At 59.5% G+C, this 20545-nt stretch carries 23 protein-coding genes; 10 read left to right on the forward strand and 13 right to left on the reverse strand.

The features are described 5' to 3' along the window. A partial coding sequence (locus HCF10_RS31090; RefSeq protein ID WP_205885775.1) for a hypothetical protein occupies window positions 1–341 on the forward strand: 341 nt, incomplete at its 5' end. 122 nt (window positions 342–463) lie between these two features. On the opposite strand, the gene tyrS is transcribed toward HCF10_RS31090, so the two are convergent. Beyond that, window positions 464–1663 (reverse strand): tyrosine--tRNA ligase, encoded by a 1200-nt coding sequence (gene tyrS / locus HCF10_RS19720; RefSeq protein ID WP_167656221.1) that lies wholly within the window; start codon window positions 1661–1663, stop codon window positions 464–466. A 209-nt stretch (window positions 1664–1872) separates the two neighbouring features. Between tyrS and HCF10_RS19725 the strand changes: the two genes are divergently transcribed. Together HCF10_RS19725 and HCF10_RS19730 are read left to right on the forward strand one after the other, a co-directional pair. Further along, window positions 1873–3291 carry a peptidoglycan DD-metalloendopeptidase family protein gene (locus tag HCF10_RS19725; RefSeq protein ID WP_131699146.1) on the forward strand — a complete coding sequence of 473 codons (1419 nt, stop codon included), beginning with the start codon at window positions 1873–1875 and terminating at the stop codon, window positions 3289–3291. 3 nt (window positions 3292–3294) lie between these two features. Beyond that, window positions 3295–4386, forward strand: a complete 1092-nt coding sequence (locus HCF10_RS19730) for an anhydro-N-acetylmuramic acid kinase (protein ID WP_167656222.1) — start codon at window positions 3295–3297, stop codon at window positions 4384–4386. A gap of 92 nt (window positions 4387–4478) precedes the next feature. Here HCF10_RS19730 and erpA read toward each other — a convergent pair whose 3' ends face one another. Together erpA and argC are read right to left on the reverse strand one after the other, a co-directional pair. Then, window positions 4479–4829, reverse strand: a complete 351-nt coding sequence (gene erpA, locus HCF10_RS19735) for an iron-sulfur cluster insertion protein ErpA (protein WP_003176443.1) — start codon at window positions 4827–4829, stop codon at window positions 4479–4481. Between the two features lie 165 nt (window positions 4830–4994). Continuing rightward, window positions 4995–6029 (reverse strand): N-acetyl-gamma-glutamyl-phosphate reductase, encoded by a 1035-nt coding sequence (argC, locus tag HCF10_RS19740; protein ID WP_167656223.1) that lies wholly within the window; start codon window positions 6027–6029, stop codon window positions 4995–4997. A gap of 135 nt (window positions 6030–6164) precedes the next feature. Here argC and hemJ point away from each other — a divergent pair, with 135 nt between their 5' ends. The 6 genes from hemJ to coq7 all read left to right on the forward strand — a co-directional run bounded on the left by hemJ (window position 6165) and on the right by coq7 (window position 10614). Continuing rightward, window positions 6165–6593, forward strand: coding sequence for a protoporphyrinogen oxidase HemJ (hemJ, locus tag HCF10_RS19745; protein WP_027605887.1), 429 nt, complete (start codon window positions 6165–6167; stop codon window positions 6591–6593). 24 nt (window positions 6594–6617) lie between these two features. Beyond that, window positions 6618–7580 carry an NAD(P)H-dependent flavin oxidoreductase gene (locus tag HCF10_RS19750; protein WP_131699143.1) on the forward strand — a complete coding sequence of 321 codons (963 nt, stop codon included), beginning with the start codon at window positions 6618–6620 and terminating at the stop codon, window positions 7578–7580. Window positions 7581–7650: 70 nt separating this feature from the next. After that, complete coding sequence (locus tag HCF10_RS19755) at window positions 7651–8613, forward strand: DUF805 domain-containing protein (RefSeq protein ID WP_167656224.1); 963 nt, start codon at window positions 7651–7653, stop codon at window positions 8611–8613. Window positions 8614–8675: 62 nt separating this feature from the next. After that, window positions 8676–9464: an SDR family NAD(P)-dependent oxidoreductase gene (locus HCF10_RS19760; protein WP_131699141.1), complete on the forward strand. Its 789-nt coding sequence runs from the start codon at window positions 8676–8678 to the stop codon at window positions 9462–9464. A gap of 46 nt (window positions 9465–9510) precedes the next feature. Next, a complete protein-coding gene (locus HCF10_RS19765; RefSeq protein WP_003194682.1) occupies window positions 9511–9849 on the forward strand; it encodes a histidine triad nucleotide-binding protein in 339 nt (112 codons plus the stop codon). Between the two features lie 117 nt (window positions 9850–9966). Beyond that, entirely contained in the window at window positions 9967–10614 is a 648-nt protein-coding gene (coq7, locus tag HCF10_RS19770) for a 2-polyprenyl-3-methyl-6-methoxy-1,4-benzoquinone monooxygenase (protein ID WP_065925371.1), read from the forward strand. Window positions 10615–10676: 62 nt separating this feature from the next. Here coq7 and HCF10_RS19775 read toward each other — a convergent pair whose 3' ends face one another. Continuing rightward, window positions 10677–11099 (reverse strand): OsmC family protein, encoded by a 423-nt coding sequence (locus HCF10_RS19775; protein ID WP_005792019.1) that lies wholly within the window; start codon window positions 11097–11099, stop codon window positions 10677–10679. Window positions 11100–11344: 245 nt separating this feature from the next. Between HCF10_RS19775 and crp the strand changes: the two genes are divergently transcribed. Next, window positions 11345–11989 carry a cAMP-activated global transcriptional regulator CRP gene (gene crp / locus HCF10_RS19780; RefSeq protein WP_167656225.1) on the forward strand — a complete coding sequence of 215 codons (645 nt, stop codon included), beginning with the start codon at window positions 11345–11347 and terminating at the stop codon, window positions 11987–11989. Here the strand turns inward: crp and HCF10_RS19785 are convergent. The 9 genes from HCF10_RS19785 to HCF10_RS19825 form a co-directional block, all read right to left on the reverse strand. After that, window positions 11986–12681, reverse strand: a complete 696-nt coding sequence (locus HCF10_RS19785) for a lipoate--protein ligase family protein (protein ID WP_131699140.1) — start codon at window positions 12679–12681, stop codon at window positions 11986–11988. The genes crp and HCF10_RS19785 overlap by 4 nt on opposite strands. 140 nt (window positions 12682–12821) lie before the next feature. Next, window positions 12822–13658: an indole-3-glycerol phosphate synthase TrpC gene (gene trpC, locus HCF10_RS19790; protein WP_131699139.1), complete on the reverse strand. Its 837-nt coding sequence runs from the start codon at window positions 13656–13658 to the stop codon at window positions 12822–12824. Further along, complete coding sequence (trpD, locus tag HCF10_RS19795; RefSeq protein ID WP_167656226.1) at window positions 13655–14704, reverse strand: anthranilate phosphoribosyltransferase; 1050 nt, start codon at window positions 14702–14704, stop codon at window positions 13655–13657. The genes trpC and trpD overlap by 4 nt, the downstream gene beginning before the upstream one ends. Before the next feature lie 9 nt (window positions 14705–14713). Beyond that, window positions 14714–15307 (reverse strand): aminodeoxychorismate/anthranilate synthase component II, encoded by a 594-nt coding sequence (locus tag HCF10_RS19800; protein WP_167656227.1) that lies wholly within the window; start codon window positions 15305–15307, stop codon window positions 14714–14716. A 10-nt stretch (window positions 15308–15317) separates the two neighbouring features. Next, on the reverse strand, window positions 15318–16799 hold the full coding sequence (gene trpE / locus HCF10_RS19805; protein WP_131699138.1) for an anthranilate synthase component I: 1482 nt from the start codon (window positions 16797–16799) through the stop codon (window positions 15318–15320). 70 nt (window positions 16800–16869) lie between these two features. Beyond that, window positions 16870–17688, reverse strand: coding sequence for a phosphoglycolate phosphatase (locus tag HCF10_RS19810; RefSeq protein WP_131699137.1), 819 nt, complete (start codon window positions 17686–17688; stop codon window positions 16870–16872). Continuing rightward, the gene (gene rpe / locus HCF10_RS19815; RefSeq protein WP_131699136.1) at window positions 17685–18359 is read right to left on the reverse strand and encodes a ribulose-phosphate 3-epimerase; all 675 of its coding nucleotides are present in this window, start codon (window positions 18357–18359) and stop codon (window positions 17685–17687) included. The genes HCF10_RS19810 and rpe overlap by 4 nt, the downstream gene beginning before the upstream one ends. A gap of 84 nt (window positions 18360–18443) precedes the next feature. Further along, the gene (locus tag HCF10_RS19820; protein WP_065925379.1) at window positions 18444–19592 is read right to left on the reverse strand and encodes an iron-containing alcohol dehydrogenase; all 1149 of its coding nucleotides are present in this window, start codon (window positions 19590–19592) and stop codon (window positions 18444–18446) included. A 117-nt stretch (window positions 19593–19709) separates the two neighbouring features. Beyond that, window positions 19710–20534 (reverse strand): ABC transporter permease, encoded by an 825-nt coding sequence (locus HCF10_RS19825; RefSeq protein ID WP_017739612.1) that lies wholly within the window; start codon window positions 20532–20534, stop codon window positions 19710–19712. Between the last annotated feature and the right edge of the window lie 11 nt (window positions 20535–20545).

Consider the following 20545-nt stretch of genomic DNA (forward strand, 5'->3'; position numbering starts at 1 on the left):
ATAATCTTGTTGACTATCAGTCTGACTCCACAAGCACCCACACGAATTGCTTGATTCAGTTGTTAAAGAGCGGTTGGTTAAGAGCTTTCGTCTCAACCGAGGCGCGCATTCTACAGCAGCCTCATTTACTGTCAAGTGATTATTTTCAGAAGCTTTCGAAGATTTCTTCAACAACTTCAACCACTTGCGCTTCCGATCTCTCGTCAGCGGGAGGCGAATTCTACAGCGTTACACGCTGCTGTCAACACCTCTTTTTCTCCGCTTTCGACCGAGAAGATCGAATCGTTAATAGCGCCAAACAGCACGACCCTATCAACGCCTTCTGGGCTTCGATGAACTGAAGCAATTCGCCGTCTAATCCTGCATAACTCTTTGTTTACCAAGGAGTTTTACGTTTCGACTGCGCCGGAAGTGGGGCGAATTATAGACAGATACAATTCGCCGTCAACACTTAATTTCAGGTTTATTCGGATTTGAGCGTAATACGCGCAAATGCCTTCTTCCCTGCCTGACAAACGTGGGTAGCACCCAGCTCGTACATAAAGGTGCGATCCACCACTTCACCATCTATACGCACACCGCCAGACCCCAGAAGGTCACGCGCAACCGCCGAGTTCTTCACTAGGCCCGCCTTATTAAGGACAGCAGCAATCGGCATGACTTCAGCAGCAGTCAATTCAATCTCGGGAAGATCATCCGGCAGCTCGCCATCCTTCATGCGGTTACCCGCCGCACGGTGAGCACTGGCCGCAGCCTCTTCACCATGGAAACGCGCCACGATCTCTTCCGCCAGTTTGATCTTCACGTCCCGCGGATTGGCGCCCGCCTCCACATCCGCACGCAGCGCGCTGATCTCATCCATCGAGCGAAAGCTCAACAGCTCGAAGTAGCGCCACATCAGGGCATCCGGGATAGAGACCAGCTTGCCGTACATCACACCCGGAGCTTCCTGAATGCCGACATAGTTGCCCAGGGACTTGGACATCTTCTTGACACCATCCAATCCTTCCAACAACGGCATGGTCAGGATGCATTGAGCTTCCTGACCATAAGCACGCTGCAACTCACGCCCCATCAGCAGGTTGAATTTCTGGTCGGTACCACCCAACTCAACATCCGCGCGCAGCGCTACCGAGTCATAACCCTGAACCAGCGGATACAGGAACTCATGAATCGCGATCGGTTGATTGGTTGAATAGCGCTTGTCGAAGTCATCACGCTCAAGCATGCGCGCCACGGTGTACTGGGAAGTGAGGCGAATGAAGTCCGCCGGCCCCATCTGATCCATCCAGGTGGAGTTAAACGCCACCTCGGTCTTGGCCGGATCAAGAATCTTGAATACCTGGGTCTTATAGGTCTCGGCATTATCCAGAACCTGCTCACGGGTCAGCGGCGGGCGCGTAGCACTCTTACCGCTCGGATCGCCGATCATCCCGGTGAAATCACCGATAAGGAAGACCACCTGATGCCCCAGCTCCTGGAACTGACGCAGCTTATTAATAAGCACGGTATGCCCCAGGTGCAGGTCCGGCGCGGTCGGATCGAAACCAGCCTTAATACGCAGGGGTTGGCCACGCTTGAGCTTTTCGATCAGCTCGGCCTCGACCAACAGTTCTTCCGCACCACGTTTTATCAGCGCTAGCTGCTCTTCAACCGACTTCATAACAGACCCGCAAGGCTCAGATTCAAAAGGGAACCAACCATACAAGATCAGGGACTAATTACAAGTTTTGCCCTGCGCACGGACACCGTTCAGCAAGCCCAGCGTTCGCGAGCTTGCGTCACAGATGATTTGGTTATATTTTATACAGTTATTTCATCTTCATCATGTCATTCATCTTTTCCATTTCATCTTCAAAGTCAAAATTACCTATGACCACTGAACCGTCTAAAGCGCCGCCGCTTTACCCGAAGACCCACCTGCTCGCTGCAAGTGGTATCGCCGCCCTTCTCAGCCTGGCACTCCTGGTATTCCCTTCCAGTGACGTAGAAGCCAAACGAACATCCCTGAGCCTTGACTTGGAGAGTCCGGTTGAACAACTGACACAAGATCAAGACGCTTCCGACGCACAACAAGCCACAAATGCTCCAACTGAATCGCCGTTTGCCCAGATCGAAAACACGCCGGAAGATACCCAGCAAGCCGCTCAAGAGCAGCAAAAGCTCGTAGCAGAAACCGCCAAGAACCCTCAACACCGCGAAGTGATCGTGGCGAAAGGCGATACGCTTTCTACCCTGTTCGAGAAGGTAGGCCTTCCCGCAGCCACCGTTAACGACGTGCTGGCCAGCGATAAACAGGCCAAGCAATTCATCCAACTCAAACACGGCCAGAAACTTGAGTTCGAACTGACACCAGACGGTCAGTTGAACAACCTGCACACTAAGCTCAGCGATCTCGAAAGCATCTCCCTGACCAAGGGCGCCAAAGGCTTTGCCTTCAACCGCATCACCACCAAGCCAGTCATGCGTTCCGCCTACGCTCACGGCGTGATCAACAGCTCACTGTCACAATCTGCCGCGCGCGCCGGCTTGTCCCATAGCATGACTATGGACATGGCCAGTGTGTTTGGTTACGACATCGACTTCGCCCAGGACATCCGCCAGGGCGATGAGTTCGACGTGATCTACGAGCAGAAAGTCGCCAACGGCAAAGTGGTCGGCACCGGCAACATTCTCTCCGCACGCTTCACCAACCGCGGCAAGACCTACACTGCCGTCCGCTACACCAACAAGCAAGGCAACAGCAGCTACTACACCGCCGACGGCAACAGCATGCGCAAGGCCTTCATCCGCACCCCGGTGGATTTCGCTCGTATTAGCTCGCGTTTCTCCATGGGTCGCAAGCATCCAATTCTGAACAAAATCCGCGCCCATAAAGGCGTCGACTATGCCGCCCCACGCGGCACGCCTATCAAGGCGGCCGGCGACGGCAAGGTCCTGCTCGCAGGGCGACGCGGTGGCTACGGCAACACGGTGATCATCCAGCACGGCAACACCTACCGCACCCTGTACGGCCATATGCAAGGTTTCGCCAAGGGCGTGAAAACTGGCGGCAACGTGAAGCAGGGCCAGGTGATCGGTTATATCGGCACCACTGGCCTGTCCACCGGCCCGCACCTGCACTATGAATTCCAGGTCAATGGTGTGCACGTTGACCCATTGGGCCAGAAGCTGCCGATGGCCGACCCGATAGCCAAGGCCGAGCGCGCGCGCTTTATGCAACAGAGCCAGCCGCTGATGGCGCGCATGGACCAGGAGCGCTCCACCCTGCTTGCTTCGGCGAAGCGTTAAGGTATGCCGCTCTATATAGGCGTGATGTCCGGGACCAGTCTCGATGGCCTGGATATCGCCCTGATCGAACAGGACTCGGCGGTCAATTTGATCGCCACCCACTACACACCCATGCCGGACACCCTGCGCGCAGAGCTGTTAAGCCTGTGCGCCAGCGGCCCGGATGAGATTGCCCGCTCAGCGATTGCCCAGCAGCACTGGGTCACCCTCGCCGCCCACGGCATCCACACGTTGCTCGACCAGCAAAACCTCAAGCCTCGAGACATACGTGCGATCGGCAGCCATGGCCAGACCATCCGTCATGAACCCGCCCGCGGGTTTACCGTGCAGATCGGCAACCCGGCATTGCTTGCGGAGCTGACGGGCATCACCGTAATCAGCGACTTCCGCAGCCGCGATGTTGCCGCTGGCGGCCAGGGCGCGCCTCTGGTGCCCGCATTTCATGAAGCGTTGTTTGGCGAAAGCACCGGCAACCGTGCGGTGTTGAATATTGGGGGCTTCAGCAATCTTAGCCTGATCGAAACCGGCAAGCCCGTAGCTGGCTTCGACTGCGGCCCAGGCAATGTGCTGCTGGACGCCTGGATTCAACAGCAGCGCGGCGAACACTTTGACCGTGACGGGCAGTGGGCGGGTAGTGGCAAGGTCGAGCCTCAACTACTCGCGGCACTACTCAGCGATCCATTCTTCCTGACCAAAGGCCCGAAAAGCACCGGCCGTGAAGTGTTCAACCTCGGTTGGCTGCACCAGCACCTTAGCCGCCTGCCCGCCTTTGCCCCTCAGGACGTACAGGCCAGCCTGTTGGAACTGACCGCACTGACCATCGTCGAGGCTCTGCAAACCGCACAACCCCAGACAGAAACGCTACTCGTCTGTGGCGGCGGCGCCCATAACACCACAATGATGAACCGTCTGGCAGCGTTGTTGCCGTCCACTCAAGTCAGCAGCACCACCACCCACGGCGTAGACCCGGACTGGGTCGAAGCCATGGCCTTCGCCTGGCTGGCTCACTGCTGCCTCGAAGGCATTACCGCCAACCGGCCCAGTGTCACCGGCGCACGCGGGCAGAGGGTACTTGGCGCGATCTATCCCGCCTGACGACCACCTCGCCAGAATCGCAGACAGCAAAACGCCGCTTGGCCGATCAAAGCCAAGCGGCGTTTTTTATTCGTTGAGGATCAGGCTGTCGATCAGATCGAGAACGAAGAGCCGCAACCACAGGTGGTGGTAGCGTTAGGGTTCTTGATGACAAAACGCGAACCCTCCAGACCTTCCTGGTAATCCACCTCGGCGCCTGCCAAGTATTGGAAGCTCATCGGGTCCACGACCAGGCTTACGCCCTCGCGCTCAACGATGGTGTCATCGTCGGCCACATCTTCATCAAAGGTGAAACCGTACTGAAACCCTGAACAACCGCCGCCCGTAACGAATACGCGCAGCTTCAAACGATCATTACCCTCTTCATCGACCAGGCTCTTCACCTTGTGCGCAGCACCGTGGGTGAATTGCAAAGCCGTGGGGGTGAAGGATTCAACGCTCATGCTGATAATCTCCCGGCGTAGCGCCGCCATATGCGTAATGACGGGCATTATCCGCTTCTCCTAGAAAAGCGGTCAACTATTGTTACGGTATATCAATCTGCATCGCCGCCATTAGAAACACAAAAGGCCCGATCAACGGGCCTTTTGCACACTCTACCAATCTTCTTAAGGCAACATGCCGGCGTGGGACAGACCGAGTTTTTCGTCCAGACCAAACAGGATGTTCATATTCTGCACAGCCTGGCCCGACGCGCCCTTGACGAGATTATCGATCACCGACAACACCACCACCAGATCACCATCCTGCGGGCGGTGCACAGCAATCCTGCACACATTAGCGCCGCGCACGCTACGGGTTTCCGGATGGCTGCCCGCAGGCATTACATCGACGAACGGCTCGTTGGCATAACGTTTTTCAAACAACGCCTGCAGATCTACCGAACGATCGACCACGGTGGCATACAACGTGGAATGAATGCCACGAATCATCGGCGTCAGGTGTGGCACGAAGGTCAGGCCCACGTCCTTGCCCGCGGCGCGACGCAGCCCCTGGCGGATTTCCGGCAGGTGGCGATGCCCTTTTACTGCGTAGGCCTTCATGCTTTCCGACGTCTCGGAGTAAAGCGAACCTACCGCTGCACCACGGCCCGCGCCGCTGACACCCGACTTGCAGTCTGCGATAAGGCGCGAAGCATCCGCCAGCCCGGCTTCGAGCAACGGCAGAAAGCCCAGCTGCGTCGCCGTCGGATAGCAACCCGGCACCGCGATCAGGCGCGCCTGCTTGATCTGCTCACGATTGACTTCCGGCAGGCCGTACACCGCCTCTTCCAACAGATCCGGTGCACCGTGAGGCTGGCCGTACCACTTGGCCCATTCGTCGGCGTCTTGCAGGCGGAAGTCAGCCGACAGGTCGATGACCTTGGTGCCAGCCGCCAGCAGTTCGCCAGCCAACGCATGGGCAACGCCATGCGGGGTGGCAAAAAACACCACATCGCAGGCGCCAAGGGTGTTGATGTCCGGAACGCTGAACGCGAGGCCGTCGTAGTGGCCTCGCAGGTTCGGGTACATATCGGCCACGGCCAGGCCGGCCTCGGATCGAGAGGTAATGACCACCACCTCAGCTTGCGGATGCTGAGCCAACAGACGCAGCAATTCGACACCGGTGTAACCCGTGCCGCCGACGATACCGACCTTGACCATAAACCTGCCCTCAACGAACCCACTGGAAAGCCGTCGATAATAGGGGCCGTATCGTCCTGCGACAACCGTCAGCGTGACGTATGGCTGCATGAGCCACTACTATCTTCGCTACCGTGAACCTGGGAATAACTAAAAATGCTTTATCTATGGGTCAAAGCCTTCCATATCGTCAGCATCGTCTGCTGGTTTGCCGGGCTGTTCTACCTGCCGCGCCTGTTCGTCTACCACGCTCAAAGCGAGGACACCGTCAGCAAGGAACGCTTCAGCGTCATGGAGCGCAAGCTGTACCGCGGCATCATGGGCCCGGCAATGCTGGCCAGCCTGGTGTTCGGTATCTGGCTGATCGCCCTTAACCCCGGCATCTTTCAATCGGGCGCCTGGATCCACGCCAAGTTGACCCTGGTAGTGTTCCTGATTGGTTACCACCACATGTGCGGCGCGCAGGTAAAACGTTTCGCCCGTGGCGAAAACACCCGCAGCCATGTCTTTTATCGCTGGTTCAATGAAGTCCCGGTTCTGATATTGCTGGCTATCGTAATTTTGGTCGTGGTCAAACCGTTCTAACTTCACTTACTCGGGGTACCTCCAATGTCGCTGCCCGCTCTGCTTGAACAACGTCTGCGCCTGCCCGTGGTGGCTGCGCCGATGTTCCTGATTTCCAATCCGCAATTGGTGCTGGCCTGCTGCCGCAATGGGGTAGTCGGGAGTTTCCCGGCGCTCAACCAGCGCGAGAGCAGTGGCTTCAAGGCCTGGCTGGAGGAAATCGAAGCGGGCCTGGCGCAGTTGGACAATCCCGCGCCCTACGCCGTCAACCTGATCGTGCACAACAGCAACCCTCGTCTGCAGGCGGACCTGGCGATCTGCGTCGAGCACAAGGTGCCAATCGTGATCACCAGCCTGGGCGCGGTGAAAGAACTGGTGGATGCCGTGCACAGCTACGGCGGCCTGGTATTTCATGACGTCACTACCCGGCGCCATGCCGAAAAAGCCGCCGAAGCCGGCGTGGATGGCCTGATCGCCGTGGCCGCAGGCGCCGGCGGCCATGCCGGTACCTGGAGCCCATTCTCGCTGATCGCAGAGATTCGCCAATTCTTCGACAAGACCCTGCTGCTGGCCGGCTGCCTTAACCACGGCCATGAGATACTCGCCGCCCAGTTGATGGGGGCAGACCTGGCCTATTTCGGCACACGTTTTATCGGTACCACTGAAAGCCACGCCCCGGATGCGTATAAAGAGATGCTGCTCACATCGCGCGCTGCCGACATCGTGCACACTCCCGCTGTCTCCGGCGTACCAGCAAGCTTTATGCGCCAGAGCCTGGAGAATGCCGGTTTCGACCTCGCTGCCCTGCAAGGCAAAGGCGAAGTAAACTTCGGTTCCAAGCTCAAGCCGCTGAGCGACGAAGCCAAGGCCTGGAAGACCGTATGGTCCGCCGGCCAAGGTGTCGGTGAAATTAATGATTTACCCAGCGTCGATGAACTCGTTGCCCGCCTGGATGCCGAATACCGCAAGGCGCGCGAGCGGGCGACACAGTTGCGCTGGCCACGTTGACCCAACCGCAAGGTCTGCCGATCGAGCAGTCCTGCATTACCCCCACTGATTCAGTGACAAGGATGCCCGCATGAGCGACAACCGTTTCAAGATTGTGTTTGATGGGGCCTTGCTCCCGGGTGTCGAAAGCACCACGGCCAAGCTGAACCTGGCTGAACTGTTCAAGAGCACAGTCGAGGACATCGAGAAACTCTTCACTGGCCGCCCGGTTGCACTGAAGCGCGACCTGTCGCGCCCCGACGCCGAAACCTACCTCACCGCGCTGAAAAACGCCGGGGTCGATGCCCGCATCGAAGCAGAACAACCCGTGGCCTTCAGCCTCGCCGAAACCCACGAGACAGATTCCGACGCTGCGGACCTCTCCCGCCCTGTCGCTTCACCGTACGCACCACCGCGTGCTGCCGTAGGTGAAAGCCTGCCGGAATACGCCACCCTCAAGGTCTTCACCATCAATGGCCGTATTGGTCGTCTGCGGTACCTGGCATGGACGCTGGTACTGACCGTCGCCATGCTCGTCGCAGCAGGTATCCTCAGTACTGTGGGCTTTGCCATAGCGACCGCGTCGCCGACGATAGCCATCATCCTCGGCTCGCTGCTGGGCTTCGCGCTGTTCGTCGCGGTTGTGGTCGTGAGCGTGCAGATCGGCGTGCAGCGTCTGCACGATCTGGGCTGGTCCGGCTGGTTGTACCTGCTGAACCTGGTCCCGCTGGTGAACAGTATTTTCCCGCTGCTGCTGTTGGTAGTGCCAGGTAACACCGGTGCCAACCAGTACGGCGCACCGCCACCGCGCAACTCCACCGCGGTGAAGGTCCTGGCCTCACTGTGGCTGGCATTCATTCCGCTGATGCTCATCATCGTGGTGTCGCTGGGGATGAACGGCTATCTGGATCAGCTCGAGGCCAATGTGGATAGCAGCTACGAAAGCAGCTCCATCACCTCTGACGAAGACGCGGATCAACGCGCCACCGTCGAGGAAGACGAAGCGCAAAGTGCTGACGAAGCGGCCGAACCTGTAGACTCTCCAGAACAGTAAAAAACGCCCGCCGCCTGTGATGCCTCCGTCACAGGCCCGGCGGCGTTGTGATGGAGAAAGGCATGACCCGTTACGCTCTGATCACCGGCGCCTCCAGCGGCATCGGCCTGGCTTTGGCCGAAGCCCTGGCACGTCGCGGCCGCAGCTTGATTCTGGTGGCCCGCCAGCGTGATCAGTTGGAAAGCATTGCAATCGAATTGACCCAGCGCTTCGGCGTCGAAGTGCTGTTTCGAGCGTGCGACCTGGGCGAGCCATTGCGCTTGTCCGGGTTCCTGCTGGAGCTTGAAGAAGGCGAACGGCAGATAGATTTACTGGTGAACTGCGCCGGCATTGGCACCAGCGGGCCATTCCTGGCCCAGGACTGGATGACCGAGCAGGACCTCATCGAAGTCAACATCCTCGCCCTCACCCGCATGTGTCACGCCCTGGGCAATAGCATGGCGCTGCACGGCGGCGGGCAGATTCTCAACGTCGCCTCGGTCGCCGCGTTCCAACCCGGTCCCTGGATGAGCAGCTACTACGCCAGCAAAGCCTATGTACTGCACTTCTCCGAAGGCTTGCGCGAAGAACTGAAGACCTGTGGTATCAAGGTCTCGGTGCTTTGCCCCGGCCCTACGCGCACCGCCTTCTTCGGTACAGCGCAAATGGACACAGCCAAACTCGACCGCAGCGAGCAATTGATGAGCCCGGAAGAAGTGGCGCTCTATACCGTGCGCGCACTGGAAAAGAACAAAGCCATCATCATTCCTGGACGACGTAATCGCTGGCTGGCCTTCAGCCCGCGTTTCAGCCCGCGCTGGCTGACCCGCAAGATCGCCGGCGCCATCAACAAGGCCTATTGCCCACGCTGATCGCCTGAGTACACTCACCTTGCACTTTCATAATGGAGAAACAGCTGTGGATACTCTGTTCACCAAGATCATCAACAGAGAAATACCCGCGAAGATTATCTACGAAGATGATCAAGTCCTCGCCTTCCACGATATTGCCCCACAGGCGCCGGTACATTTTCTGGTTATCCCGAAGAAGCCCATCCGCACATTGAATGACCTGACCGAGGACGATAAGGCCCTGGCCGGCCATATTCTGTTCACCGCCCAGCGTTTGGCGGTGGAGCAAGGCTGTGAGAAAGGTTTCCGTGTGGTGATGAACTGCAATGAAGACGGCGGGCAGACTGTTTACCACATCCATATGCATGTACTGGGTCAGCGCCAGATGAATTGGCCACCGGGCTGAACTAGCCCGCAACAAGGGGCGCAGTCCGAGGCTGCGACCCCATGCCCTTGACTCGGGGCAAACGCGTTCCTCTCTCTTGCGGTAAACTGGCCGCCGAGATTCCTCCCGGAGGTCAGCATGACTACCCAACGTCACTACTCGCCGATAGACCGTCTGTTGCTGCAAGCCGACACGGCCATGCGCACGTTGCTGCCCTTCAGCGGCCAACCTTACCGTCCATCACCCGCCATCGTGCAGCCTGATGCGCAGATGAGCGAGACCGAAACCCGTCATGTGGCCGGCCTCATGCGCATCAACCATACCGGCGAAGTCTGCGCCCAGGCGCTGTACCAGGGCCAGGCCCTGACCGCCAAGCTGCCACAGGTACGTGCAGCCATGGAGCACGCGGCCGAAGAAGAAATCGACCATCTTGCCTGGTGTGAACAACGTATCCGTCAGTTGGGTAGCCATCCCAGTGTGCTCAATCCTCTATTTTACGGATTGTCATTCGGCATCGGCGCGGCTGCCGGCCTGATCAGCGACAAGGTCAGCCTCGGTTTTGTCGCCGCGACTGAACATCAAGTGTGCAAGCACCTGGATGAACACCTGGAACAATTGCCGGCCGACGACGAAAAGTCCCGGGCAATTCTTGAGCAGATGCGTATCGATGAAGCGCACCACGCCGAGAGTGCATTGGATGCCGGCGGTTTCCGCTTCCCGGCGCCAGTGCGATTTGGCATGAGCCTGCTGGCCAAGGTCATGACCAAAAGCACCTACCGCATCTGACGAAACCTGCAGCTGCAAAAAAGGGCGCTATCGAAGCGCCCTTTTCTTTTGCCGATTGGCGGTCAACCCAACTCGATGATCTCGTAGTCATGGGTGATGGCCACACCCGCCGCGCCGAGCATGATTGACGCCGAGCAGTATTTCTCGGCCGACAACTCGATAGCCCGCTTAACCTGAGCTTCTTTCAACGCCCGGCCCTTCACCACGAAATGCATGTGGATCTTGGTAAACACCTTGGGATCTTCAGTGGCGCGCTCGGCTTCCAGGAAGGCTTCGCAGCTTTCCACGGCCTGGCGAGATTTTTTCAGGATGCTGACCACGTCGAAATTGCTGCAACCGCCCACGCCAAGCAGGAGCATTTCCATCGGGCGTACGCCCAGGTTACGGCCACCGGCTTCCGGCGGGCCATCCATGACCACCACATGGCCGCTGCCCGATTCACCGAGGAACATGGCTTCGCCCGCCCATTGGATGCGTGCCTTCATCGCCCAGACTCCACTGCTAAAAAAGGGTCGCCAGCTTAGCACAGGGCCCGGGCGCAACCGCGCTTCTCATCAAAGCGATCAATAACCGGGCTGACTCGGTAAATTCGCTAATCGAGTCAGAATGTGTCTGTTAAGCTGGCGCCAAATGAGTGGCGTATTGCCACCCTTTATACAACGTGTATCAATGCCGATACCGCTGAGTACAACAAATCCAACCACCTCGCGCTGCCTTTCGGGATACAACCATGGTTGCTCTTACGCCCATACCCAAGATCAAGAATCTCGACAAGTTGCTGATGCACTGCCAGCGCCGGCGTCATCCCGCCAAGCACAACATCATCTGCGCCGGTGAGCGCTCCGAAACCCTGTTTTTCATTATCAAGGGGTCAGTCACCATCCTGATCGAGGATGAAGACGGTCGCGAAATGATCATCGCCTACCTGAACACAGGGGATTTTTTCGGCGAGCTGGGACTGTTTGAACAAGCAGGGAAGGAGCAGGAGCGCAGCGCCTGGGTGCGGACCAAGGTCGAGTGCGAAGTGGCCGAGATCAGTTACGCAAAGTTTCGCGAACTTGCCCAGCAGGACCCCGAGATCCTCTACGCCCTCAGCGGTCAAATCGCTCAGCGCCTGCGGGATACCACCCGCAAAGTCGGCGACCTGGCGTTCTTCGATGTCACCGGGCGTGTGGCCCGTTGCCTGCTGGAACTGTGCAAGCAGCCCGATGCAATGACTCACCCCGACGGCATGCAGATCAAGATCACCCGCCAGGAAATCGGGCGCATTGTCGGCTGTTCACGGGAGATGGTCGGCCGCGTGCTCAAGGATCTGGAAGAGCGCAACCTGGTGCACGTCAAAGGCAAGACGATGGTGGTGTTCGGTACCCGTTAACCCGGCAGGAAGCTGGCCAGCATCTGACGGTACAAGGTGTCCAGCCGGCTGATTGCATCCGACGCGGGGAAAGCTTCGTGCAGCGCGATATGGCTGTCGGCACGAACCCGCTGCTCCAAGCCGCAGGCTTCGTTGAACCGATTGACCGCCGCGATCAGTTCTTCGCGATCGTTATCCAGCAACAACGCACCGTGCACCAACCCCACCGGGCGGCCCCCGCTTTGCCGCCAGCGCTGGGCAGTGCCGACCATTTTGCGCCCGTTGAGGTTGACGTTGTAACGACCGTCGCAGAATGCACCTTCGATTTCCCCGACAGAGGCATCGCCGCCCAACTCGATCAGCAAGTCGCAGATGGGTTGGCACAAGCGCAAGTAGCCAGTTTCGATACGATTGTGATCACCTTCACTGCGCGGCGGTGCGTAGACCAAGGCGATATTGACCGTAGCGCTGGACTGCGGCACTGGTTCGCCGCCAGTTTCGCGCAAGAGCACCGGCCAGCCGGCATCCGCAGACACGCGGCTGGCGACATCGAAAGCAGGCAATCGGCTCAAGCGGCGTGGCATCACCAATGCCTGATCGCTGGGCTGCCAGAACAACAACCCAAACACCTGCTCACCCGCGCAAACGGCGGCCAACAAGGCTTGCTCGGCGGCAAGGCCTGCTTCAACACGCATCGATACTGGCTGGATCAATCGGCACCTACCTATCTGAATAAACACAAACCCAAATGTGGAAGGGGGCTTGCCCCCGATAGCGGTGTGTCAGTCAAGGATGCTCCAACTGAACCGCCGCCATCGGGGGCAAGCCCCCCACATTTTGATCGCATTTCAAATCAATCGAGAGTGGAACCGCTGACCGCCACGCCACGCTCCGGGAAGAACAGACGCTGCAGTTCCGCCCCTGGGTTCTCGGCGCGCATGAAGGTCTCCCCCACCAGGAACGAATAAACGTCACTGATTTCCATCAGTTCCACATCGGCACGGTTGACGATGCCACTTTCGGTAATCACCAGGCGGTCGCGCGGAATACGCGGCAGCAGGTCGAGGGTGTTTTCCAGGCTGACTTCGAAGGTGTGCAGGTTACGGTTATTGACCCCCACCAACGGTGTATCGAGGGTTTTCAGTGCGCGCTCCAGTTCATCGCCGTCGTGCACCTCCACCAGCACATCCAGGCCGACACTTTTGGCAACGGCCGCCAGCTCAGCCATCTTCACATCATCCAGTGCGGAGACGATCAACAACACACAATCGGCGCCCAAAGCACGGGCTTCAACGATCTGGTACGGATCGACCATGAAATCCTTGCGGATCACCGGCAACTTGCACGCCGCACGGGCCTGCTGCAGGAACAGGTCGGAACCCTGGAAAAAATCGATATCGGTGAGTACCGACAGGCAAGTCGCCCCACCCTTCTCGTAACTGACAGCGATTTCCGCCGGTACAAAGTTTTCGCGAATCACGCCCTTGCTCGGCGAAGCTTTCTTGATCTCGGCAATCACGGCCGGCTGCTTGAGCTTAGCCTGTGCAATCAGTGCCTTGGCAAATCCACGCGGTGCGTCAGCGGCTTTCGCTTGGGCTTCCAATTCAGCCAGGCTCACACGGGCACGGCGTTCGGCAACTTCTTCAGCCTTGCGGGCCAGGATTTTTTCCAGAACGGTCGGCACACTCATCCTTCATTCTCCATCTTGAATACAGCGGTGAATGCTCCCAGCTCTTCGAGCTTTTCACGAGCCAGACCGGTGTGCAGTGCATCGTGGGCCAATTCGACACCTTCCTTAAGACTATAGGCATGATCGGCTGCGTAAAGTGCCGCGCCAGCATTCAGAACAATCATTTCTGCAGCTTTTTGACCGTTCTCAGTCTTGCGACGCCCCAGGGCATCGCGAATCAGTTCCAGCGACGCCGCCGGGCTTTCCACCGCCAGGCCGTGCAGGCTCTGGCTCTTCATGCCGAGGTCTTCCGGCTCGACCCAGTATTCGGTGATCTGGTCATTCTTCAGCTCAGCCACAAACGTTGGCGCCGCCAGGCTGAACTCGTCCAGGCCGTCTTTGGAATGCACCACCAGCACATGCTTGCTGCCCATGCGTTGCAGCACTTCAGCCAATGGCCGGCACAGCGCCTGGCTGAACACGCCCACCACCTGATGCTTCACACCGGCCGGATTCGTAAGCGGGCCGAGCATGTTGAACAGGGTACGCAGGCCAAGGTCTTTGCGCGGGCCGGCGGCGTGCTTCATCGCACCATGATGGGACTGGGCAAACATAAAGCCGATGCCGACGTTGTCGATGCAGCGCGCCACTTGTACCGGTGTCAGGTTCAGGTAGATGCCGGCCGCTTCCAGCAGGTCGGCACTGCCGCTCTTGCCGGATACCGCACGGTTACCGTGCTTGGCCACGGTGCAACCCGCCGCCGCGACCACAAAGGAAGAGGCCGTCGAGACGTTGAAGATGTTCGCACCGTCACCGCCGGTGCCGACCACGTCGACCACGCCGTCGAGAGTCTTGAGCTCGACCTTGTCCGCCAGCTCACGCATCACCGAGACGGCGCCGACGATCTCGTCGATGCTTTCGCTCTTCATGCGCATCGCCATCATGAACGCGCCGATCTGCGCGTCGGTGCATTGACCGGTCATGATTTCGCGCATCACATCGCTCATTTCAGCGGTGCTCAGGTTCAGATGGCCGACGATACGGCTCAGGGCAGTCTTGATATCCATGGAAAGTCCTTAGCGCGTGCCGCCGCTCTGCTTGAGAAAGTTGGCGAACAGCTCGTAGCCCTGCTCGGTCAGGATCGATTCGGGGTGAAACTGCACCCCTTCCATGTTCAGTGTCTTGTGACGCAGGCCCATGATCTCGTCGACGGAGCCGTCTTCCAGTTGGGTCCAGGCGGTCAGTTCCAGGCATTCCGGCAAGGTTTCGCGCTTGACCACCAGCGAGTGGTAGCGGGTTACGGTCACCGGGTTGTTGAGCGCCTGGAATACGCCCAGGTCCTTATGGAATACCGGGCTGGTCTTGCCGTGCATCACCTGGCGCGCGCGTACCACGTCACCACCAAAGGCCTGGCCGATGGATTGGTGACCCAGGCAGACGCCCAGGATCGGCAGCTTGCCGGCGAAGTACTTGATGGCTTCAAGGGAAATACCCGCCTCGGTCGGCGTGCAGGGGCCCGGCGAAACCACGATGCGCTCCGGGTTCAGGGCGGCGATTTCGGCCACGGTCAGTTCGTCATTGCGAACCACCTTGACCTCGGCGCCCAGCTCCCCCAGGTACTGCACAACGTTGTAGGTAAAGGAATCGTAGTTATCAATCATCAGTAACATGGGGGAAACCTCAAGAATTGGGGGTCTGTTCAGCCAGCGCTACGGCGCGGAACATCGCGCGGCGCTTGTTCAGGGTTTCTTCCCATTCGAGTGCCGGCACCGAGTCGGCGACAATCCCGCCACCGGCCTGCACATGCAGCTCCCCGTCCTTGATCACCGCCGTGCGAATCGCAATGGCGGTGTCCATGTTGCCGTTCCAGGCGAAATACCCCACGGCGCCGCCATAGACACCCCGCTTGACCGGTTCCAGCTCGTCGATGATTTCCATCGCACGGATCTTCGGCGCGCCCGACAAGGTGCCCGCCGGCAGAATCGCCCGCAATGCGTCCATCGCAGTCAGCCCGGCTTTTAACTCGCCGGTGACGTTGGACACGATGTGCATCACGTTGGAGTAGCGCTCAATCACCATCTTTTCGGTGAGTTTCACCGAGCCGATTTCCGAAACTCGCCCGGTATCGTTACGGCCCAGGTCGATCAGCATCAGGTGTTCGGCAATTTCCTTGTCGTCGCTGAGCAGGTCTTCTTCGAGCGCCAGGTCCGCTTCTTCGGTCGCGCCACGCGGGCGTGTGCCGGCAATCGGGCGCACGGTGATCAGGTTGTCCTCGACACGCACCAGCACTTCCGGCGAGCTGCCCACTACGTGGAAGTCGCCAAAGTTGAAGAAGTACATGTACGGCGTCGGGTTGAAGCAGCGCAGCGCCCGGTACAGGTCAATGGGCGCAGCCTTGAAGTCGATGGACATGCGTTGCGACGGCACCACCTGCATGCAGTCACCGGCGAGGATGTATTCCTTGATGGTGTCGACCGCACGCTCGTAGTCATCCTGGGTAAAGCTGGAGCGGAACACCGGGTCGGCTGCCGGTGGACGGGTAAGGTCCAGGCCGCGACGCGGGGTGATCGGCTGGCGCAGTTTTTCCAACAGCGCTTCGAGGCTGGCCTGGCCTTGCTCGAAGGCGTCGGCCTGGGACGGGTCGGCGAGCACGATCGCGTGCATCTTGCCGGCGAGGTTGTCGAACACCACCACCGCGTCGGAGACCATCAGCAGAATGTCCGGCACACCCAGCGGGTCCGGGTTCGGGCATTTGCCCAGGCGTTTTTCCACATAGCGCACGCAGTCGTAGCCGAAGTACCCCACCAGGCCGCCGTTGAAACGCGGCAGGCCAGGGATGGTCGGCACGTTGTAGCGCGCCTTGAAGGCTTCGACGAAGGCAAGCGGGTCTTCGACGTCATGACTTTCGATCTCGACGCCATCATGGGTGATGCTCACATGATGGTCGTGCACCCGCAGCACAGTGCGGCATGGCAGGCCGATGATCGAGTAACGGCCCCACTTCTCCCCGCCCTGTACCGATTCCAGCAGGTAGGAGTTGGGCTCGTCAGCCAGCTTCAGGTAGATCGACAGCGGCGTGTCGAAGTCGGCCAGGGTTTCGCAGGCCAGGGGGATACGGTTATAGCCGGCAGCGGCCAAACGCAGGAATTCTTCGCGGATCATGAGGTGCCTCGTGGCGTGAGGGTCTAACAGTCAGGTATGCAAACGTGCCGCAGGGTGCGGCCAGGATCAGTCAGGCGCGCCAACGCCAGCGGGCCAGGGCCTTGATGACTTTCATCCAGAGTTTGCGAGTGACCACCACGATGGAATTTCCAGAAGAGGACGGATCGATGTCGGGCAACGTTATCTCAGCGCCAGCTCCCAAGCAACCGGGGATTAGCAGTCTCAGGTCATCAATCACCAGCGACGGCGACTCTTCGGCGATCGGACGGCCATGGTTGTAGCCGTAACTCAGGGCCACGCACTGCACGCCGGCCGCTTTCGCCGCCAGCACGTCACTGCGCGAATCGCCGACAAACAACGACTGGGACGCCGGAATATTGGCCATTTTCATCACGAAAAACAGCGCCGCCGGGTCGGGTTTCTTCTGCGGCAAGGTATCGCCCCCGATGATCCAGCGGAAATAACGGCCAATTTTCATCTGGTCCAACAGCGGCGCGACGAAGCGCTCCGGCTTGTTGGTGATCAGGGCCATTTCCACGCCCTGCTTGCTCAGCCATTTGAGGGTGTCGCGCACGCCAGGGTAAACGACGGTCAGTTCGTGGCTGCGCTCATAGGCTGCGTTGAACAGCTCCAGGGCGTGCTCGGCCTCAACCTCATCGACACCTTCGGCATCGATCTGATTGGCCAGGGCCCGGCGCACCAGCATCGGCGCACCATTGCCGACCCATTCGCGTACTGACGCAAGCCCCGCCGGCTTGCGCCCAAGCTTGAGCAGCATCTCGTCCACCGCCGCCGCCAGGTCTGGCACCGAGTCGATCAAGGTACCGTCCAGATCGAACATCACCAGCCGTGGCAGTTTGCCGGGGAACAGCTGCTCAAAGCCGCTCATGGACGCGCCAGCGCCAGTTCGGCGCGCATCTTGGCGATGACTTCCTGATAGTCCGGGGCGTTGAAGATCGCCGAGCCGGCCACGAAGGTGTCGGCACCGGCAGCCGCGATTTCACGGATATTGTTGACGTTGACCCCACCGTCGATTTCCAGGCGGATGTCGCGGCCCGACGCATCGATCAGCGCACGGGCTTCGCGCAGCTTGTCGAGGGTGCCGGGGATGAACTTCTGCCCGCCGAAGCCTGGGTTGACGCTCATCAGCAGCACCATGTCGACCTTGTCCATCACGTACTTGAGCACGTCCAGCGGGGTGGCCGGGTTGAACACCAGGCCGGCCTTGCAACCGCCTTCACGGATCAGTTGCAAGGTGCGGTCGACGTGCAGCGAGGCTTCCGGGTGGAAGGTGATGTAGGTCGCGCCGGCTTCAACGAAGTCACCGATGATGCGATCCACCGGGCTGACCATCAGGTGCGCATCGATCGGCGCGGTGACGCCGTACTTGCGCAGCGCCGCGCAGACCATCGGGCCGATGGTCAGGTTGGGCACGTAGTGGTTGTCCATGACATCGAAGTGCACGAAGTCGGCACCGGCGGCCAACACCTTGTCCACTTCCTCACCCAGGCGGGCGAAATCGGCGGAGAGAATCGATGGAGCAATAACGAAGGGCTGCATGACGCACCTTTTTTGAGCTAAATCACGATGGCGCGCATTGTATACCTCATGCTTTGCCCTGCGCACCGTGACCTAACTCAACGGCTAGTACGCCGCCCGATAGATTTTCTCGATATCGGCCGCGCTGAGCTTGCGCGGGTTGTTACGCATCAAGCGCTCGATACCCGCCGCTTCCGTGGCCATCGCCGGGATGGCGTCCTCGGGAACCCCGAAACTGCGCAGGCCGGAAGGAATCTCCACGGCGGCACACAATCGCGTCATCGCCTCGACGGCCTGGTCGGCGGCATCGTTGACACTCAGGCCGCTGACATTCACGCCCATGGCCTGGGCGATGTCCTGCATGCGCTCGACACAGGCCAGTTTGTTCCAGTGCATCACGTACGGCAGCAACAGCGCATTGCTCACGCCATGGGCGATATTGAACCGTCCTCCCAGCGGATACGCCAGCGCATGCACCGCGCCCACCCCGGCATTCCCGAACGCCATGCCAGCCATCAGGCTGGCGGTGGCCATATCATCGCGGGCCTGCAGGTTGGCCGGATTGGCGTAGGCCTTGGGCAGCGCCTTGGCGATCAGCTTGATCGCACCGATGGCCAAGGCATCCGTGATCGGCGAGGCGTTCAGGGATAGGTAGGACTCAATGGCATGCACCAGCGCATCCACGCCACTGGCGGCGGTGACACTGCGTGGGCAGGTCAGGGTCATTTGCGGGCTGATCAGCGCGACGTCCGGCAGCAGGTAGTCGCTGACGATGCCTTTCTTCAACTGCGCGACCTTGTCGGAGAGGATCGCCACATTGGTCACTTCCGAGCCGGTACCGGCCGTGGTCGGGATGGCGATCAGCGGCGGGCCTTTGCGCGGCACCTGGTCGACGCCGAATAAGTCCGCCAGGGCGCCGTGGTAACCGGCATAGGCGGCAACGCTTTTGGCAATATCGATGGCACTGCCGCCACCCAGGCCGATCAGGCCGTCGTGGCCACCGTCGCGGTACGCCTGCATGCAGTCTTCGACGATGGAGATTTCCGGGTCGGGCAGCACGCGGTCGAAAATCTCGTAAGGGCGTTCACCCAGGTGTTCGAGCGCCAGCGCTACCGTGCCGGACTTGACCAGCGCCGCGTCGGTGACAATCAACGGGTTATCCACATCCAGGCGCGTCAGTTCAGCAGCGAGTTGCTCAATGGCGCCAGCGCCAGTCAGCAGTTTGTGGGCGATCTTGAATGAGGAAGTACTCATGTGCGCGGCCTCTTATCGGTGATGGGCTGGCACAAGAGTAGCTGACTGGATCGGGTTGTCTTCCATTCAGGCGCTGAATGGTCACAGCCCCCCTGTGGGAGGGGGCTGTGCTGGGCTTTAGACCTGGGCTGTGCGCAGTTTCTCGCTACGCCCACGTAGCCACTCCAGGGTCAGCAACAGCAACACCGAGAAGGCAATCAGCAAGGTCGCCGCCGCCGCAATCGTCGGGCTGAGGTTTTCGCGGATGCCGCTGAACATCTGGCGCGGCAGGGTCGCTTGCTCGGGGCCGGCGAGGAACAGCGTCACTACTACCTCATCGAACGAGGTGGCGAAGGCAAACAGCGCGCCGGAGATGACCCCCGGTGCAATCAGCGGCAAGGTCACCCGACGAAACGCCGTCAATGGCGAGGCGCCCAGGCTGGCGGCGGCCCGTACCAGGTTATGGTTGAAACCCTGCAGGGTCGCAGACACGGTGATGATCACAAACGGCACCCCAAGCACGGCGTGCACCACGATCAGCGAGAAGAAACTGTTGCCCAGGCCCAGCGGCGCAAAAAACAGGTAGCTGGCCACACCGATAATCACCACCGGCACCACCATCGGCGAAATCACCAGGGCCATCACCAGCGCCTTGCCGGGGAAATTGCCGCGGGTCAGGCCGATCGCCGCCAGGGTGCCGAACACCATGGCCAGCACCGTGGCCGCCGGGGCGACGATGATGCTGTTCTTCAACGCACGCATCCATTCCGCCGAGGCGAAGAAATCCTGGTACCAGTGCAGCGAGAAACCTTGCAACGGATACACCAGGAAACTGCCGCTGTTGAACGACAGCGGGATGATGACCAGCACAGGCAATATCAGGAACAACAGGATCAAGCCGCAGAGGATCCGCAAGCTGTAGAACCACACCCGTTCTACTGGTGACATATAAGGGCTCAGCATCGCAAGGTCTC

The sequence above is a fragment of the Pseudomonas sp. B14(2022) genome (genome assembly GCF_012030485.1).
Lineage (GTDB): Bacteria > Pseudomonadota > Gammaproteobacteria > Pseudomonadales > Pseudomonadaceae > Aquipseudomonas.

Coding starts and splice junctions, on each gene's coding strand:
- HCF10_RS19730 (WP_167656222.1), top strand. CDS start 3,295: ATGCCGCTCTATATAGGCGTGATGTCCGGGACCAGTCTCGATGGCCTG.
- hemJ (WP_027605887.1), top strand. CDS start 6,165: ATGCTTTATCTATGGGTCAAAGCCTTCCATATCGTCAGCATCGTCTGC.
- trpC (WP_131699139.1), bottom strand. CDS start 13,658: ATGAGTGTGCCGACCGTTCTGGAAAAAATCCTGGCCCGCAAGGCTGAA.
- HCF10_RS19760 (WP_131699141.1), top strand. CDS start 8,676: ATGACCCGTTACGCTCTGATCACCGGCGCCTCCAGCGGCATCGGCCTG.
- trpE (WP_131699138.1), bottom strand. CDS start 16,799: ATGATCCGCGAAGAATTCCTGCGTTTGGCCGCTGCCGGCTATAACCGT.
- HCF10_RS19725 (WP_131699146.1), top strand. CDS start 1,873: ATGACCACTGAACCGTCTAAAGCGCCGCCGCTTTACCCGAAGACCCAC.
- HCF10_RS19820 (WP_065925379.1), bottom strand. CDS start 19,592: ATGAGTACTTCCTCATTCAAGATCGCCCACAAACTGCTGACTGGCGCT.
- erpA (WP_003176443.1), bottom strand. CDS start 4,829: ATGAGCGTTGAATCCTTCACCCCCACGGCTTTGCAATTCACCCACGGT.
- HCF10_RS19800 (WP_167656227.1), bottom strand. CDS start 15,307: ATGTTACTGATGATTGATAACTACGATTCCTTTACCTACAACGTTGTG.
- HCF10_RS19755 (WP_167656224.1), top strand. CDS start 7,651: ATGAGCGACAACCGTTTCAAGATTGTGTTTGATGGGGCCTTGCTCCCG.
- argC (WP_167656223.1), bottom strand. CDS start 6,029: ATGGTCAAGGTCGGTATCGTCGGCGGCACGGGTTACACCGGTGTCGAA.
- coq7 (WP_065925371.1), top strand. CDS start 9,967: ATGACTACCCAACGTCACTACTCGCCGATAGACCGTCTGTTGCTGCAA.
- rpe (WP_131699136.1), bottom strand. CDS start 18,359: ATGCAGCCCTTCGTTATTGCTCCATCGATTCTCTCCGCCGATTTCGCC.
- tyrS (WP_167656221.1), bottom strand. CDS start 1,663: ATGAAGTCGGTTGAAGAGCAGCTAGCGCTGATAAAACGTGGTGCGGAA.
- HCF10_RS19810 (WP_131699137.1), bottom strand. CDS start 17,688: ATGAGCGGCTTTGAGCAGCTGTTCCCCGGCAAACTGCCACGGCTGGTG.
- trpD (WP_167656226.1), bottom strand. CDS start 14,704: ATGGATATCAAGACTGCCCTGAGCCGTATCGTCGGCCATCTGAACCTG.
- HCF10_RS19825 (WP_017739612.1), bottom strand. CDS start 20,534: ATGCTGAGCCCTTATATGTCACCAGTAGAACGGGTGTGGTTCTACAGC.
- HCF10_RS19775 (WP_005792019.1), bottom strand. CDS start 11,099: ATGAAGGCACGCATCCAATGGGCGGGCGAAGCCATGTTCCTCGGTGAA.
- crp (WP_167656225.1), top strand. CDS start 11,345: ATGGTTGCTCTTACGCCCATACCCAAGATCAAGAATCTCGACAAGTTG.
- HCF10_RS19750 (WP_131699143.1), top strand. CDS start 6,618: ATGTCGCTGCCCGCTCTGCTTGAACAACGTCTGCGCCTGCCCGTGGTG.